Source organism: Candidatus Nitrospira neomarina (assembly GCF_032051675.1).
In the GTDB taxonomy this organism is placed as follows: Bacteria; Nitrospirota; Nitrospiria; order Nitrospirales; family UBA8639; genus Nitrospira_E; species Nitrospira_E neomarina.
In genome coordinates, this window is sequence record NZ_CP116968.1 from 29,712 (window position 1) to 46,051 (window position 16,340).

Annotated in this window: 17 protein-coding genes; 9 read left to right on the forward strand and 8 right to left on the reverse strand. The window is 45.9% G+C overall.

Annotation, left to right across the window (positions count from 1 at the left end; genetic code table 11):
* Nucleotides 1-109 precede the first annotated feature (109 nt).
* The 4 genes from PQG83_RS00150 (at nt 110) to PQG83_RS00165 (ending at nt 2,583) form a co-directional block, all read left to right on the forward strand.
* A complete protein-coding gene (locus PQG83_RS00150; RefSeq protein WP_312745308.1) occupies nt 110-478 on the forward strand; it encodes a response regulator in 369 nt (122 codons plus the stop codon).
* Between the two features lie 396 nt (nt 479-874).
* Nucleotides 875-1,186, forward strand: coding sequence for a hypothetical protein (locus PQG83_RS00155; protein ID WP_312745310.1), 312 nt, complete (start codon nt 875-877; stop codon nt 1,184-1,186).
* 109 nt (nt 1,187-1,295) lie between these two features.
* The gene (locus PQG83_RS00160; protein ID WP_312745313.1) at nt 1,296-1,928 is read left to right on the forward strand and encodes a hypothetical protein; all 633 of its coding nucleotides are present in this window, start codon (nt 1,296-1,298) and stop codon (nt 1,926-1,928) included.
* Between the two features lie 208 nt (nt 1,929-2,136).
* Nucleotides 2,137-2,583, forward strand: coding sequence for a response regulator (locus tag PQG83_RS00165; protein WP_312745316.1), 447 nt, complete (start codon nt 2,137-2,139; stop codon nt 2,581-2,583).
* A 244-nt stretch (nt 2,584-2,827) separates the two neighbouring features.
* Here the strand turns inward: PQG83_RS00165 and PQG83_RS00170 are convergent, their stop codons facing one another.
* The 4 genes from PQG83_RS00170 to PQG83_RS00185 are packed head-to-tail and all read right to left on the reverse strand — an operon-like array spanning nt 2,828 to nt 7,486.
* The gene (locus PQG83_RS00170) at nt 2,828-4,144 is read right to left on the reverse strand and encodes an MFS transporter (protein WP_312745319.1); all 1,317 of its coding nucleotides are present in this window, start codon (nt 4,142-4,144) and stop codon (nt 2,828-2,830) included.
* Between the two features lie 20 nt (nt 4,145-4,164).
* Nucleotides 4,165-4,833 (reverse strand): BON domain-containing protein, encoded by a 669-nt coding sequence (locus PQG83_RS00175; RefSeq protein WP_312745322.1) that lies wholly within the window; start codon nt 4,831-4,833, stop codon nt 4,165-4,167.
* 40 nt (nt 4,834-4,873) lie between these two features.
* Nucleotides 4,874-6,352: an MFS transporter gene (locus PQG83_RS00180; protein WP_312745325.1), complete on the reverse strand. Its 1,479-nt coding sequence runs from the start codon at nt 6,350-6,352 to the stop codon at nt 4,874-4,876.
* A 54-nt stretch (nt 6,353-6,406) separates the two neighbouring features.
* Nucleotides 6,407-7,486 carry a glycosyltransferase family 4 protein gene (locus tag PQG83_RS00185; RefSeq protein WP_312745328.1) on the reverse strand — a complete coding sequence of 360 codons (1,080 nt, stop codon included), beginning with the start codon at nt 7,484-7,486 and terminating at the stop codon, nt 6,407-6,409.
* A gap of 879 nt (nt 7,487-8,365) precedes the next feature.
* On the opposite strand from PQG83_RS00185, the gene PQG83_RS00190 reads away from it, so the two are divergent.
* The 3 genes from PQG83_RS00190 (at nt 8,366) to PQG83_RS00200 (ending at nt 9,992) form a co-directional block, all read left to right on the forward strand.
* Nucleotides 8,366-8,794, forward strand: a complete 429-nt coding sequence (locus tag PQG83_RS00190) for a CBS domain-containing protein (RefSeq protein WP_312745331.1) — start codon at nt 8,366-8,368, stop codon at nt 8,792-8,794.
* Nucleotides 8,795-8,885: 91 nt separating this feature from the next.
* A complete protein-coding gene (locus PQG83_RS00195; protein ID WP_312745333.1) occupies nt 8,886-9,269 on the forward strand; it encodes a DUF4168 domain-containing protein in 384 nt (127 codons plus the stop codon).
* Nucleotides 9,270-9,362: 93 nt separating this feature from the next.
* Nucleotides 9,363-9,992 carry a hypothetical protein gene (locus PQG83_RS00200; protein ID WP_312745335.1) on the forward strand — a complete coding sequence of 210 codons (630 nt, stop codon included), beginning with the start codon at nt 9,363-9,365 and terminating at the stop codon, nt 9,990-9,992.
* 350 nt (nt 9,993-10,342) lie between these two features.
* On the opposite strand, the gene PQG83_RS00205 is transcribed toward PQG83_RS00200, so the two are convergent.
* Together PQG83_RS00205 and PQG83_RS00210 are read right to left on the reverse strand one after the other, a co-directional pair.
* Nucleotides 10,343-11,995, reverse strand: coding sequence for an RNA polymerase sigma factor RpoD/SigA (locus PQG83_RS00205; protein ID WP_312745337.1), 1,653 nt, complete (start codon nt 11,993-11,995; stop codon nt 10,343-10,345).
* 193 nt (nt 11,996-12,188) lie between these two features.
* Nucleotides 12,189-12,416 (reverse strand): LIM domain-containing protein, encoded by a 228-nt coding sequence (locus tag PQG83_RS00210; RefSeq protein ID WP_312745341.1) that lies wholly within the window; start codon nt 12,414-12,416, stop codon nt 12,189-12,191.
* A gap of 103 nt (nt 12,417-12,519) precedes the next feature.
* On the opposite strand from PQG83_RS00210, the gene PQG83_RS00215 reads away from it, so the two are divergent.
* The gene (locus tag PQG83_RS00215) at nt 12,520-12,960 is read left to right on the forward strand and encodes a winged helix-turn-helix transcriptional regulator (RefSeq protein WP_312745343.1); all 441 of its coding nucleotides are present in this window, start codon (nt 12,520-12,522) and stop codon (nt 12,958-12,960) included.
* Between the two features lie 425 nt (nt 12,961-13,385).
* Here the strand turns inward: PQG83_RS00215 and PQG83_RS00220 are convergent, their stop codons facing one another.
* The gene (locus tag PQG83_RS00220; protein ID WP_312745346.1) at nt 13,386-13,874 is read right to left on the reverse strand and encodes a serine protease family protein; all 489 of its coding nucleotides are present in this window, start codon (nt 13,872-13,874) and stop codon (nt 13,386-13,388) included.
* Nucleotides 13,875-14,193: 319 nt separating this feature from the next.
* Nucleotides 14,194-14,352 carry a hypothetical protein gene (locus PQG83_RS00225; RefSeq protein WP_312745349.1) on the reverse strand — a complete coding sequence of 53 codons (159 nt, stop codon included), beginning with the start codon at nt 14,350-14,352 and terminating at the stop codon, nt 14,194-14,196.
* 363 nt (nt 14,353-14,715) lie between these two features.
* Between PQG83_RS00225 and PQG83_RS00230 the strand changes: the two genes are divergently transcribed.
* Nucleotides 14,716-15,993: an ATP-grasp domain-containing protein gene (locus tag PQG83_RS00230; protein WP_312745352.1), complete on the forward strand. Its 1,278-nt coding sequence runs from the start codon at nt 14,716-14,718 to the stop codon at nt 15,991-15,993.
* Nucleotides 15,994-16,340: the final 347 nt, after the last annotated feature.

Genomic DNA, 16,340 nt, shown 5'->3' on the forward strand with positions numbered 1-16,340 from the left:
GTTGAAAATTGACGAGGAAGACGTACAAGATTGGCAATGAACCCTTGGGAAAGAAGAGAAGATCATTTTTTTATGGGGCTAAGAAAAATGCCCCATCAATTGGTGGCGAATGGCTAAAAAAAACGTTTTAATCGTCGAAGATGATATGAATAGTCGTGAGGGCCTCAAGGCCATGCTTGGAATGTATGGATATAATGCCGACACCTCCAAGGACGGGTTGCAAGCCATTAAGAAAATAAAGGAAAAATTTTTTGAAGTGGCCGTCATCGATATCAACCTTCCCCCCGTGTTGAATGTAGAAATCAACGGATGGGATCTCATTAGAATTTTTCGATCGTATAATCCAAGTATCGATATCATCGTCGTCAGCGGAGAAAAGGGCATTCAATCTCGAGCTCAACATCTCAATTTGGTCGGATGCTTGGAAAAGCCCATTCGGCCATCCCATCTTAAATCTCTCATGGAGGCACTAGGCTGATTCCAACCGGTTGAAATCCTAACGGTTCTGGAATTTGCTTCTTTTTTGCCTTTTCTCCAGTTTCCTCTGTTCTAATCCTTTCCCAATATCCTCGATCCCTCTAAGCGGGACCTTGCCCAATATCATTATCTTTTCCATCTTTTATGGGTTTGTAAAAATTTCACCATTTTTTGTAATTTTTTCCCGATCCGAGGAATTATTACATGTTTGTCTTTCGTGTGGCTGATATTTCGAACAGTTGAAATATCCTGATTTGGCAATGAATTAACCGGAAAAAATGGCTCAAATTGTTCTGGCCTGAAGTTTGCGCTTAGAAAAATAATAGCGTTCAAATGAAATCTTCACCAGGGAAGAAAGGAGCACTCTATTATTACCCAATACTGTAGGGAGGATACTATGAAAACATTTTCTTATTTCATCGTGGGGTTTTTCATTTTCGTTTGTGGTGTATCGTTCGCCCAGGCTGCGGAAAATATGGGGGTGGCAGAGAATACAGAAAGGGAAATTCTGTCTATGACCATGTTGAGCGGAGAAGTGAAAGACGTACAAGGAGATTGGTGCGTCGTACAAGATTCTGAAGGGACTGAATGGAAAATCCAAGTTGACAACTATACGGAAACTATAGGGAAAGTTCTCCCGGGTGTCACGATAGCCGCCTTGATAGAACCGGGGGGGCATGCCAAAGAAGTGAAAGTGATACCGGAGTAAGATGTGAAATTCCTGGAATTGGGGAAGGTCAGAAAAAGGGAGGTCTGAACGTGCTCTACTTTTTTAAGGTATTCAAATTTCGGGAAGAACCAAATAGCAGGAGGGTGATATGTCTAGAAAATACTTGAGAAAAACCAAACACCATTTTTCGGTGAGGAAAGGGTTTGTTCTAATGGTCGTGGTCGGAATTGTGGGCTTGAATACCTCCATGAGTATGGGATTAATTTCGGAGGATAGGAAGGGTGTCATTCAAGGAGATCCAGAAAAAGGTTTGACCATTATTGAAGGAGAAGTCACGAGGGTGCAGGGTGAATTTACAGGAGAAGATTTTTCTCAAATGAAGGATCAGCGGTACAGAGTGGAAACGCCTTTTGGAAAGGCCTGGGATCTTCATTTTGGAGAAAACACCCGAAAAATAGGGGACATATTTTTAGGTGATCATGTGAAGGCCAGTATTGGCAAGGATGGTTCGCTTCAAATAGTTCAAAAAATTGAGCAGAATAAGTCGAATCCCAAACATGCCATGGTGCATCGGAGCATTCAAGGGATGCTCGAGAAAAGGAATGGAAATTTTCTCTATGTGAAACACGGTGACCACACAGAAATAGTGCATCTTGATCCCGAAAGTGTTCTGGAAGGCAACATTCGAGAGGGAAGTAAGATTGTTGCACAATTAGGAGAGGCTGGATATGGGATTAAGATTCAGGAATTGAAAGGAGAGTCCGAAGCAAACTCTAACTAAGCCTATATCGGTCCGGAAATCCTTTTTGATAACTATGCCTGATTGGAGGACGTGCATTAAGTTCGCGTTGCCGAAGCCCAAGGTAATGGCATCTTTCGAGAAAAGATAACATTTTTTAAGAATATTTTCTGGTAAAAATCAATATTTCTCTAGCTGCATGGAATAGTTTTTTCAGAAAAAATAAATAAACGAGATAAAGGAGTACGCGATGACCAACGAGTTACTGTTGAACATATTCAATCGTGATTATTTAGTGAGGAAAAGGGAAACAAAATCTCAGAACCCATCAGTAGGAAAAATCGTCATGATTGTTGATGATGATAAAGACTTTCGATTCCTTTTGCGTGACCGCTTGGTCCGATTAGGACTGACATGTGTTGAAGCAGAAAATGGGGAGGTTGCCAAAAATCAACTCAATAAAAAGGATGTCGATTTGGTGATTACGGATTATCGCATGCCCAAGATGAATGGGTTAGAATTAATTGATTGGCTACAGCACACTCACAGATATGTTCCCATAATTTTGGTGTCAGGGGACTTAAGTGTGCCCATCCGAAACAAAGCTAAACATGTAGGGGTTTATGCCATTGTGGAAAAACCCTGTTCTCTCTCTGAACTTTCGACAAAAGTTCAAGAAATTTTCAACGAATTTTGAAAAATTTTCGGCAAAGTGATCTTTCCCCGGACAATCGCCAATTACAGGGAAGCGATATCTCGAATTTTGGGTTGCAAAGGGATCCAAAAATTTCTGTTCCTCCTCGATAACATCATTGAAATTCTATTTCCCCGTTTTTTGGGAATTACCCTTCTAAACCAATTCCTGGTTGATGGTGGTCCATGGGCTGTTTCAGTCAAAAAGCCCTTAGGTTGGAAAACGTCTAAAAAGCTGTATAGGGAATTTATTTTTCAAGACCATTCATCTCCGCTGTAGAATTTCGGACTCGTCGGGAGATTGTAAACGCGATATAGGACGTCAGCAATAGAACCATTCCCATCCCCAGTAGGGTCCAAAATTCTCCGAACTGTTCCGTCACCCAGCCAAATGTGGTCATTCCCCCAATAGCAGCGAGCATGGCCAATGTTCCATACAGGGCCAACACTCGTCCGATAAGTTGTGGAGGAGAAATTTCCTGGATTATTCCCCATTCAATAGGTGTTAAGACCCCACTTCCCATTCCAATAAGGAGGACGACCAGGAGACTGAGGGATAACTCCGATATCCCGGTGAATCCCCAAAGAGCGAATGCCGTGAATAGGCTAGTGGTCACCAGAAGGCGAATGCGTTGCCAAGGTGCTCCCAGGGCAACTTTCGCCAGGAATACAGAGGCCAAAAATAGGCCCACACCCACGCCGGAAGTGATATACCCAACCTCCACCGGACCCAGTTTCAACATATTCCTGCCGAGGACCGGCAATAACGTATGAAAGGCACTGATGACGAAGCTATACAATCCTGCTGTCAAAATAAGCAGACGGATGACAGGCTGACGGAAGAAAGTAAATTGAACGCCTTCTTGTAGGTCTTTGACATAGCTGCTGATGGAAGTTCTTAGGGTTGCCTCCGGGAAAGGCGCTTCGTGTGGCACTTCCGGAATGGAAATAAATACAAGGCATATGGCCGACCCGATATACGTCAGGACATTGAGGCAGAGAACGTTCTGGGAATTTAATAGGGCGATCCCCAGTCCGCTTAACAGGGGGCCGAAAATCACTCCCAAACTCATGGTGCTCTGCAGTAAGGCATTGGCAGCCGTTAAAGCCGATTTTTTCACGATGAATGGAATGGTGGCGAATAAGGCCGGCGCGAATAAGGAAGTTGCAACGGCATTGCAAAACACCAAGACATACAAATATTCAACGGTAAACGCCTCATGAGAGACCAGGCAGGGAATGAGGCCGATAAGCAGGGCTCGTATGAGGTCGGTGGTGATGAGAATAATTTTTTTGGGAAAACGATCAATAAATACCCCTATGAAGGGACCGAGTAAAATCGGAGGGAGTGTTTGCAAGATTCCAATGACTGTGGTTTGGAGAGCGGAACCGGTCACCGCATAGACAAACCATAACAATGCCAGCTTGGTCACCCCATCCCCGATTTGGGAAATTAGCTGACTCCACCAAAGCAGTCCAAAATTCCGTTGAAATAAAAGGGGGGGATTAGAGGGGAGAGCTAGAGGTTGAGGAATGCCGGAAGAAGATAGAGAAAGATTGGACATGATGTGCCAATTGGGTTCCTTCAATCATTCCCTGCCTCGAGACGAACATTTTGAGTATTGACTGCGATGACGCCAGGAATTTCACGGGCCGCTTGTGCCCCCTCCAAGACAATCACCTGAAATCGGGTCCGCCCGCTCAGAGAAACCACTCCCCGAATCGTCATGATCTCAAAATTGGCTTCCCGCAGCGTTTGACTATGAGCAAACCGTTGTTTCACCAATTCAGTCAGGCGAGCGTCCATTTTGGCCTGTATGGCGGCGCGCAAAGAGGGGCGAACTTCGATGTGATTGATAATTTCTTTCCCCTTGATCAGATTGGTGGTGATGGCTGTGACTATGGTCTTTTCTTCCTCCACAGAAACTTCACCTCTCAATTCCACCGTTTTTTCCTGGATCCGGCAATCAATTTCGTATGGAAAGAGGCGAGAATCCTCCATAAATGCCAGTTTTAATGACAAGTTCTGGGATTGGACAATGTTGTCTTGGTCTGATGGTTTCTGCCGGGTTTTCTCGGAAGATTCCAGTTTCGGGGTGGGTTTCGCTTGATGATCCTGGACTTGGAGCACAAGAGTTCCGTCAGGAACAGAGGAAGTCAATTCCAAGAGAATTGGTGAGCCGAATACCTGGCTCCAGGCAATTAGCGTCACGGCCAGACTCATGACTGAAAGATCACGAGAGTGATGTTTCATTCTAAACTTCTCCTTCTCAGGGAATAGCACCGTGAATTTATTATGTGTATTTTCTTGACCATGGTGGTGCGCGAGACCCGCGTTTTGGGGAAATATTCGGTTTTGTATCAGAAGAATACGGCGAGATATCCACCATCCACAGGTGGTTCTTCCTCCTTGATCTATGGATGGAGAGTGGCATGGAACAGGAAATTCTGACGGGACTCCAAACTCTTTTCGGATCATCATGGGCAGAAAGTTCCATTTTCTTCCATGGGAGAAGCCATTCTCCCTGAAAGGAGGAGCGATTCAATAAAATCACGACCATGCCTGTAACAAAAAATACGAAACCAATCATCGAAATGCCAGCCACTGAACCAAAGTTATCAGCCACCCCTCCAAAGGCCACCATTCCTCCGCTGGCCATGGCCATGCTCGCAGTATTGATTAAGGTAAACACTCGTCCCATTAAATGGTTGGGGGTTGTTTCTTGAATGATAGACCAGGCAATAGGCGTGAATGCAGCCGTACTGGCCCCAATAAGTGTGACGAGAATAAAACCCCATACGACCGAGTGTGAATGAGCGAGAAATTGCAACGCACCTCCTCCCGCAACCATTGAAAGGGCGATGAGAAAAATCCGATTATTTTGCCCCAGGTTCTTCACGCAACTCAGGCCAAAGGAGGTAGCCAGCATTCCTGCTCCCATAGCCGACCACAGCCACCCCAACCATCGAGGATCGGCTTCAATGTGATCGTTGACGAAAAGTGGAAGCACATAGATAAAGGCGCTGGCTCCCAATGTATAAAAGACTGTCGTAATGAGGAGGGCGCGAAGTATGGGTTTTTCTCTAAAGACAAATTGCATTCCGACAGCCAAGTCCTGACTTACTTTCGACGCGACATTGGCCATCCTGGGAGCGGTCGTCAATAAATGACCTTTGATCGGCAATAGGCACAAGGCGGATAACAGAAACGTGGCTGCATCTACATAGAGAACATTCTGGGTGCCCAGCCATGCGATCAAGATTCCGCATATGGCCGGCCCGATGAGTATGCCCATATTTGTCGTTGATTGAAGTAGGGAATTGGCGGACATGAGTTCAGAGGGTTTGACCAGAAGGGGAAGCGATGCAGCCAGGGCCGGCCCAAACGCTGTAGAGAAGACTGCTGTGAAAAACACCAAAATAAACAGCACTTCCAAGGTTAGGGCATCAAAAAGATATAAGACAGGAATGAGAACAATTAAAAAAGCTCGGATGACATCAAGAATCACCATCACGGGTTTTTTAGGCAATCGATCTAAATACACACCCACGATGGGGCTCAGGACCAGCGGGGGGATCGTTTGCAACAGTCCGATGATCGTCATTTTTAGGGCTGATCCCGTCAGTTGGTACACAAACCATAAGAGAGCCACTTTGGTTAATCCGTCTCCAATTTGAGAGACAGCCTGTGAGGCCCACAGCATACGAAAATTTCTATTTCTAAATAGATCCCATCTATTGGGCGAGAGGTGAGAATGATTGGAAGCACCCATGGTTTTCCTGGTCTTACATGAAATGGTTTTTAAGATCCGGTCAAAATTATGAGGCTAAAAATTCATAACCGTTTCACGACTGGTAAATGAAGGTTGGTAACTCTCCTCCGGTATGTTCAACAGGTTTTCATAGGCCCTTATGTAATCTTGAACCATTCGTTTAACGGTAAACCGTTGTTCAAAGGCCAGTCGGCAAGGTTGACGGTCAAGGGAGGAAATGCAGGGGACGGCTTTGATCATGTGTTCCATGGTGTCGCAGATGAATCCGGTATGCCCGTCATCGATGATTTCGGGGACGGAACCTCGCCGATAGGCTAGAACGGGGGTGCCGCATGCCAACGCTTCGATAAAGACCAAGCCGAACGGTTCCGGCCAATCAAACGGTGCAACCAGAGCATAGGCATTGCCGATTAAGTCATTTTTTTCGGCATCCGTGACTTCACCCACGAATTCCACCAAGGGATCCGATAAAAGCGGTTTAATGACGGCACGAAAATATTCCTGGTCAACCGGATCGACTTTCGCGGCTATTTTTAGAGGCATGCCCACACGCTTGGCAATTTCAATGGCGTGATCGGGTCGTTTTTCGGGAGTTAACCGACCAACAAAGATAAGGTAGGACCCTGATTGAGGATGAAAGCTATACAGGTCTTCGGGTAACCCATGGTGGATGGTTTGTTGCCAATTTGCCCATGGTAGGGGATTCCGTTGAGCATTCGAAATGGAAATAAGCGGGCAATCTAAAAATTCTGCAAATATAGGTTTCAATTCGGGAAGGTCTAGGCGGCCATGCAGTGTGGTGAGGACCGGAGTCCCACACCGCCGCGCTAAGGGAAAGGCCAGGAAATCCAAATGAGAATGGAAGAGGTCAAATTGGGTCGCAGAGGAAAATGTTTTTTCCAACATCATCGTGAAGGGAGCCTGGGGATTGGAAACCCCATTAGTTTTTCGAAGGCCTTCCCGACACATTGATTTGAGATGAGCGCTGGTCTGAGAATCACCGGAAGCAAACAGCGTGACTTCATGCCCCTGACGAACAAGTTCTTCGGTTAAATATGAAACGATCCGTTCGGTTCCTCCATATTGTTTGGGTGGAACACTTTCAGCCAAGGGAGCCAGTTGGGCGATTCTCATTGGAAACTCCTTTCTAGTAAATGACAAAAATTGAAAAATCGGGGGAAACTGTTTATTTGTATTCGTCTTACAGCAAACCTGATGCCGAGAAAATTCTTAAATAAATGCCAGGGTAAGTGATTGATTGTTTGGCAATTTTTTTTGGTATGAAATGAAAATTCCAAAGAAACGTGAAATCAGATCAAAATAGAAAATGTAAAAACTACCAAAGGCGTGTAAGGGTTACACGAATGAGATCAAAGAAATAATTTGTGGAATTGGAACGAAAAGGTTTTCGCCAATAGAGAAAATTAGTTGTTGGTAGATTGGTGCGTGCCAGGAAGCGTTGAGAAGGAAAGAACACAGAGAAGGAATAGATTTCCCAAGCCAACCAGGGTATTTAGATAAACAGGATGAATTTGTGAATGAGAAGGTGATGAGAAACAGCGTGACAAAATGGAGCGTCTTTCATCGTCCCAATTCCGACTTCGGGTAAAATGAATGTGAGTAGGGAATGATGGGAATCGGTACCTGAGCATTCTACATTGCACTCACGATAGTAAATCGGGGCGAGTTGAACCTGCTTGTCCTGTCATGGGTTAGAACCAGGGGAAGGACCCATCGAATGCAATAATCAATGGTGGCAATAATCCTTCCATGATTGTTGTTTCAGTCTTCATATCTGTAGGATTTACTCGAGTCCCTGTAGTTTTTACTTCAATTGAGTCCTCTTGGATATTTCTTGGAGAGGATTCCCTCACGGCAGATCTTCGCAATCCAATGAAAAATAAGAAATAATTTACATGTAGCTGAAGGAGTGGGTTTTGGGCCCACCTTTTGCTTTGAAGTAAGTTAATAGTAGGTCAGTAAACCTTAAAAAAAGAGAGAAAGGAGGGCGTGATGACTATAGCGGGTATGTCGGCAACAGGGTATTCAACAGTAGGAGATATCGTACCGACTCATATGTTGATCTATCATGCTCAATCAGAGGGAAATACTGCCGTTATGGATATTCTTTCCAGCCATGCGGTAATGGCTCCTGTGGTCGACGACGATGGGCATCTGGTGGGATTCCTTGGAGAGTCGGAAATCCTTCATGCCTTGTATTCCGGGAAAGATATTAATCAAGTAAAAGTTGAAGACATCATGACAGAAGATCGGACTTCAACGGTAACGGAAATGACGCCCATCTCTGCGGTCGTCACACTATTTCAGGACGATGAATTACAGATAGTACCAATCACGAGAGAGGGACGAGTCATTGGTTCCCTGTCTCGACATGATCTTATTCGAGCCTTAACAGGAGCCGGATTGGGCGTAGAAAAATGAGTTGGTAGGATTGACCGAAGCATATGAAAAGTATGTGTAAAACGGCATGTAAAATTATGATATTCATTAATTAACTCAAAAGGAGAGGACTATGAAATCACCACAATCCAGTTTTAAAAATTTTAGAATTATGGCGTGTTTCGTCGGCGTCTGTTTAGTGATGCCAGCGGCTGTTCTACCTGCCGCTGATGGATTTTCCCAATCTGCCCCTGAGGAAATGGTTCGAAAAAATCTTGAGCCTTTTGCAGGAGCGTACAAAGAAGTGTCTGAGCTGAGTAGCACATATGCACAGCGGATTATTCAATCCGAGCCGGATCAGGCTGACGTATTGCAAGAGGAAGCCAACCAAAAAATGACTCAGGCTGTCACGAATCATGGGCTTTCTGTTGAAGACTATAATTTCATTTTTCACACGATCCAAAGTGAGCCTGACCTTCAGGAGGAATTTATGATTGCACTGCAACGAGCTCAGTGAACAATATGTCATTTACCCATCAATGCCTCGATCATGCAACAGGATGAGGTCTGTCGAAGAGCGGTATGATCGGGGAAGGACAGAGGAAAAACCATGATGATAAAATTTTTCAAGTTGACCATACTGAGTTTTATTCTCACGACAGGATTCCTCGTGGGGTGTTCCGATTCATCCACCGATAAAAGTCATCCCGAGTCCATGAGTGAACACCCCGGATTTATGGCCAATGTAGACGGGGCTGTTCATGCCGAAATATCGGGAGATGGAATTGTGACCTACCTCCCACCGAAGGAACGGGATCCCGTGACCGGAAATCGTCCCGGTTACTATATGCTTTTTAACAATCTACCCACAGATGCTATGGAAAGAAGAGAATTGGTCATCATATTTCGAATACCTGATGGAGCCCAACCTGGCCACTATAACCTGATGACACCCGATCCTCTCATGGTGGGACAGCATTTTGATGTGCAGGTAGAAGCGGTAGAACAAGGGCAATCCATTCCCTATCAAACGAATACGGAGGGAACGATTACTTTGGATAATTTCACTCCTGACCGCATATCTCCAGAAGCCAGTAGGATTAAAGGTACCTTTCAATTTGTTGCAGAGAACACTGTTGGAGAAAAGGTTTCAGTAAATGGGGCATTCGATTTTCCCTCGAAACAGAACGCCGTATCTGTGAATGCAGGATATTCGGTTAAGAAAGAGTTAGGGGCCTGAAGGAAAGATAAGAAATTATCCCGACGTGCAGTGTAAATTTTTCAATTCGTTTTTTCCGGCCATCAGAAAACGATGCCGCGGAAGGTGGGGCATTCTAGAAAAATAAAACATGTGGTGAGGTTCGGCTCGAAGGATATTCGAAGCATACAACCACTATGGCCAGAACAGACATGTAGAGCTTCTTGGCCCTGGTGGGAGAAGTCATTGTTGGTAGGGTCTAACGGCTGCTGAGTCTTTCGGAGATTCTGTTTTTCGTCTTTAGGGAGTGACAGGTGTGTCTTTCCCCCCGCGGATAAAAACATTGGTCAGGTGTCAAACGAAACCAAGACGCTTAAACGAAATGAAGAGGCTTAATTGTTTAGTAAACTCTCCAATTGTTGTCGAACAATCGGTTCCCGCAATTTTTTTAAGGCGATGGCTTCGATCTGCCGGATCCGTTCTCGAGTGACCCCTAAGCTTTGTCCGATTTCTTCCAATGTGGATTCTTCGTCGTGCCCGATGCCAAACCGCATGCGAAGGATGCGTTCCTCTCGTGGGCTCAACGCTTTAAGGAGGCGGGAGATGGCGGCTTTCGAGCTGTATTCCTCCGAAATCTTTAAGGGTGAAGGCGCTTCGTGGTCCTCAAGTATATCTCCGAGTGTACCCTCACCATGTTCATCTAAGGGGGAGTCCAGGGAAACGGGATCATGGGAGCCCTCCAAGATTCCTTGCACTTTTGCAACCGGTAGCCCGGTGTTTTCCGCCAGTTCTTGTAGAGTGGGCGTTCGTCTCAATCGTTGAGTAAGATGCTGTGAGGTCTTCTTAATTTTTTGGGTAATCTCATAGATATGTACGGGCCTTCGAATAGTGTTCCCCTTTTCGGCAATGGCTCTGGTGATGCCCTGTCGAATCCACCATGTGGCATAGGTGCTAAACTTATAGCCACGTGCATAATCAAATTTATCGACCGCTCTCAACAACCCAATGTTGCCCTCTTGGATTAAATCCAAAAAATGTAACCCCCGGTTCGTGTAGTGCTTGGCCACACTCACGACTAAGCGCAGATTGGCTTCAACCATTTTGGCTTTTGCCTGATGAACCTGGGCGACGGTCTGCTCGAGGATTTCACAGGAATACAAAAATTCCAGGTGCGGCATCAAAATAAGAGACGTTTCGATCTCCCGAATACGTGCCAGAGCTTTTCTGGAGGCATTCCCGGGTTGTTTGCTGCCGCTGGTTTCCAAGACCCGTTGGTGGGTGAGAATTTCTTCTTTAATCTGGTGAATTCCCTGAATCAGGGTTTCCTGTACGTCGGGGCGCAAGTTCAAGGCATCTATTCTTTTTATCAATTGTTGAATAGGTTTTTTGAAGGAGGCAGAAGTACGGAAATTATCTGGTGCGGAGCCATGCAGGGTCAGACGTTGTGCAAAATGGGACAGAAATGGTTTGGCTAACCGGGCGATCGCATCCAGATGCTTGAGAGTCTTGTGGAAATTTTGTCCTGCCTCGTGCCGGGTTTCAGATACAGGAGTTTCGCCTTCTGACTCAGCTGCGGAACTCATGATGACCAGATCACTGACACGGAGGTCTCCTGTGCGTAATTGATCTCGAAACGCAAGGAGACGAACAAGGATGACGGGTAAGCTGAAAAGGGTCAAGACTAAATTATTGGTTCCCTCTTTGATCTGTTGAGCAAGCTGGAGCTCGGTATCTCGTGTCAACAGCGGGACCCGACCAATGTCTTTCAAAAAGAGAGGGATCGTCATATTAGCGGTCACGGGATCTTCCTGATATGGATGGGTGGGTTCCATGAATTCGTCAGGATAGGAGTCTGGAATCTTATTGCCGGTCTTTGGGCCCTGTTCCTCAAAAGATGAGCGAAAAGACTGAAATGAGGTTGATAATTCCGGAGAAGTACCGGATGAATACATCAGGCCATCCTGCTGGAGGGAGTAATTTTTCAAGACCCGGTTTTTCTTTCCCGATCGTTGCAAGGGTTGATGGAGGAATTCACTTGATGCCATGGTGTCCTCGCTTTCTCTTGCACACAATTTCACTTCCAACCGAATCGTTCGTGCTTAGCGTATGAAGCAAATTCTTCGCTCTGGTCATTCCACTCATTCTTCATGTTCATAACCGAAAATCCCTTTATTCCAGTCCCTCTTCCAGTTTGGATTCTGGGTTGTGCTCCCAACCGGATCCCGTCGAACATTTCCTTCAATTGACGTACCCTGAGGCAAGCTGGAGTTCCTTTTTTCCACTCTGGTCATTTATCATTCCGCGGGCTTTGAGAATGGTCGTATCTACCGTTTCTCCGCAGTTGAGGCACCTCAATACTTCCAGATGGTGAAACTGCCCCTCGAGATTATAAATGCTATCTCGTACTAACAGCCCTTTACACCGTTGGCATTTCATCATCTCTGCACCCATCTGTTCAGTTGTCATGAAATTATTTCCTCCTTTTGGAAGCGGTTACTTGCACCTTAATCCCATGCTAGTTATGATAAGTAACTAGTTACAAAAGTAAAGTAGGTACTATAAAGTAACCATGAAATTGCCTCCCAGTTCCTTCGGATGTCCGTTGGATTCTCTTCTTCGTGTTCTTGCCGGACCGTGGACGATTTATATCCTCTGTCGCCTGCATAACAATGGGGAAACCCGTTTTGGCCAGCTCAAGCGCCAAATGCCGGGTATTTCCTCAAAAATGTTGACCGAGCGATTGCGGTCGTTGGAGAAGGCTGAAATTATCTTTCGTCACCAAGCCCCGACCATTCCTCCCCAGGTGACCTATGGGCTCACTACAGAGGGACGGGAACTCACCACGATTCTTGATCAAATTAATACATTGGCTGGCCGATGGCAGGATCTTGAGACCAAAAAGACCGCAAACACCAACATTCAGGGAAAAGACACAAAAGGAAGAAAAACGGTAGCTCAATATTCCAGGATTTCTCCCTCCAAAAAAGAAAAAACTGAACGGAAAAATTAGGTGAACATGGTTCTCGCCAAAGGGTGTAAGGCCTTGGCATCAACAGGACATGGGAATTTCCCTCGGGAATGTGAGACAATTTTGTCTCTAAACCAGTCTGAAAGTCATCTGCCAAGTAATCCTCATCACCCAACCACTTGCTGGAAGGAATGCGTGATATCGTCCGGGGCTTTGACTGTCGTGGAAAGGCGATCTGCCGCAATGGAGGGAATGTATGTCCGGCCAGACCCGAACAGCTTTCGCTGGAAATGTTCCTGAGCTGAGGATTCTCCCGGACGAAAAAGGACTGCAGCCGATTAAGTCGAAAGGGAGAGAATTGAAGGAATCCGGCTAGGAAGGTACTTTTCTGGTTTTAACAATCCCGCCACCTTCGGTTTTTTAAGTGTGAAGTCCGCTCCCGATTTCGGAAATGAACGCTAGCCGGTTTAACTTTTTTCAACTCGGACAAAGTGAAAGTTAATTCCGCCGCTGATTCCCTGGTTGTCGGGGTCAGACGGTTCATAAGTTGCCACGGAAAAATTTTCTGTGGGCAACGCGTCCTGTAGAGCCAGGCCGAAATCCTCCAGGGTGGTCACCTCGACAGAATTGATTTCCTTGATGAGGGCGCGGGGTTTTATGCCGGCAAGGGCCGCAGGTTTTCCCCCGATCACCTCAAAAACGACCACGCCTTTTGCGCGCTCTAAGCCCAGAAAATCCCGTATTTCTTCGTCCACTTCTCCGACGATGATGCCGAAGTCTTCTCCCAATTTTATGGCCTGTTCTTTGGTCATGGCCTGAGGAGCGGTTTCAGCATGAAGCAGATAGGGGTTTCCCAACGAGAAAGCCAAGATCATGCTCACAATCGCCCCCTGCCCAATATGAGCAAGTAGTCCGCCGAGCCGGTGGATTCTATGTTGGATAGTCGGACGAATCATGTTCATCATTACCTCCCTTTTAGCCGGACAGATTCCTGCAGAAAATGATTTACCCAATACATGAATTTTCCTTCTTGGTCGAATTCATGAAGGGCGATTTTTTTAGGCACACTAATCACCGGCATCCATTGGGATGTTGCGTTAGTCTCCGCCTGAATAACGGGATCATCCTGGCTGCCAAGCACTGTCCGCTAAAGAGTCCGGCCAGGATCATGCCCATGAGAAAGTACTGAAAGTTAAGTTCTCCGAAAATTTCTGCCATCGGCAATTCCCTTTCCTGTTTTCATGAGACCAAATCGAATCGATACAAATAAGGTGTTTAGACCAGGACCTCTTCTTGCTTAGCTGTCACGCTACTCTTTTCCACTTGACGGGTTTTCAATAGAGTGAGATCAACGACATGGCCGCAATTGAGGCATCTTCCCATTTCAATTTCTAAAAATTGTCCGTCCACGTTAAAAATACTGTCTCTCACCATGAATCCTTTGCAGCGTTCGCATTCTCCCATTTTGTCACCTTCAGTTACATTATAACCATTTTTGCCACGGCCCGCTTTTTAGGTTAAGATAAGTAACCAGTTACTAAAGTAAAGTAGTTACCGAAAAGTGACTTTGAAATGCCTTTGAAAGTTTTTCGGATGATTCCAGGCTACTCTCTGGTGGGGTGGGCCTCGACTTTTCCCAACACGATTGAAAGAAAGGTGTAATTGGTCGCTAGCCCAATGATGTACATGGCTGTACCGGGTTAAAAGGTCCTCCTGGGCTTCGCTGAAGGCAATGACGAAAGATTTCAACGCCCTTTCTGCGATTAACCGTTTAATAAGCTCCCGGAAAGAATGTCGATGCCCAAAAATATTTTTGTCATAGGCCTGGATGAGTTTAACCTGGCCTTGCTCAAGCCGATCGGGTCGAAAAAATCCTATGAATTTCATTCCCTGCTATCGGTTGAGGAGGTGAAAAGGCGGGAACACTACGATCCCGATGAATTGCTAGGAACAGCCGAAAAAAAGCTGAAACTGTTTACGGGGACCATTGATGGGATCGTGGGATATTGGGATTTCCCCACGACCTGCCTCGTCCCGTTTCTGAATCAGAAGATGGGGTTGCCAGGGCCAACCCTTGAGAGTGTCTTGAAATGTGAACACAAGTATTGGAGCCGGGTGGAGCAACAGCAGGTACTCACGGACATTCCAAAGTTCTGTGCGGTCAACCCGTTTGAAACCAATCCACGGTCCATGGTCGATTTGGCCTTTCCATGTTGGATAAAGCCGGTTAAAGCATTTGCCTCGCAATTGGGGTTTCGTATTCATAACGACAAGGAATTTGAGAAGGCCATTGAGATCATCCGGCAAAAACTTTCCCACTTTGCCGAACCCTTCAATTATTTTCTCGACCAGGTTGTTTTGCCTCCATCGGTTGCGGGTATTGGTGGGGACTGGTGTATTGCTGAATCCATTGTTTCAGGACGGCAATGCACGCTTGAAGGATATGTGTATCAGGGGGAAGTCGAGGTCTATGGTGTGATTGATTCCATCAGGGAGCCCAATCGCTCCACATTTGCCCGATACCAATATCCCTCGCAATTGCCCAAACGTATACAAAACCGGATGGGGGACGTGGCTCAAAAAATTATGACACATCTAAAGTATGACCAGGCTCCCTTCAATATGGAGTTCTTTTACGATGAACCCCATGACCGTATCTGGCTGCTGGAAATCAATCCGCGTATCTCTCAATCGCATTGCGATGTTTTTCGAAAAGTCGATGGCGCATCTCATCATGAGGTCATGATTGACCTGGCACTTGGGAAGAAACCGGAATTTCCGCATAGGGAAGGGGAGTTTGGTTGTGCGGGAAAATTTTTTCTTCGTGCTCATAAAGATGCGGTCCTGAAACATGTTCCGGGTGAAAAAGAAATTCAACTGGTGAAAGAGCGGTTTCCCGGGAGCCTTGTCAATATTCATGTAAAAGAAGGCATGCGACTGTCAGAGTTGCCCAACCAGGAAAGCTATAGTTATGAATTAGGCTATGTCTGTCTGGGGGCAAGCAATGAGCATGAACTGCTGGAGCGTTCCCGAACATGTCAGGAGTATTTGAAATTCACATATTCTCCTTCTTAGGCTTGTTACCGTTCTTCTTGCATGTTGACCTTTTCCAAAAACGCCTCAAGTTCCGAATTGGCGTAGATGCCATAGGCATCGACAATGGTTCCCCGCAAACCATCATGCGTTTCGACGGCATACACCACCGACTCATCATCGGAATCACTGATGCCTTCAAACCGATGATGCTCACGGATTAAGAGTTCTTCCGGTTTGAACGTCTTCCAGCTTTCTATAGCTCAAAAGGTATGATGAAGAAAGGTAAAGTTGGTGGTAAAGCCCCGGCTTCTTAATCCCTTTGACGCTTCGGTCATTGTCATATATTCATGATGTGACATGGCGTCTATGGCTCCTTTCTCTTTTGG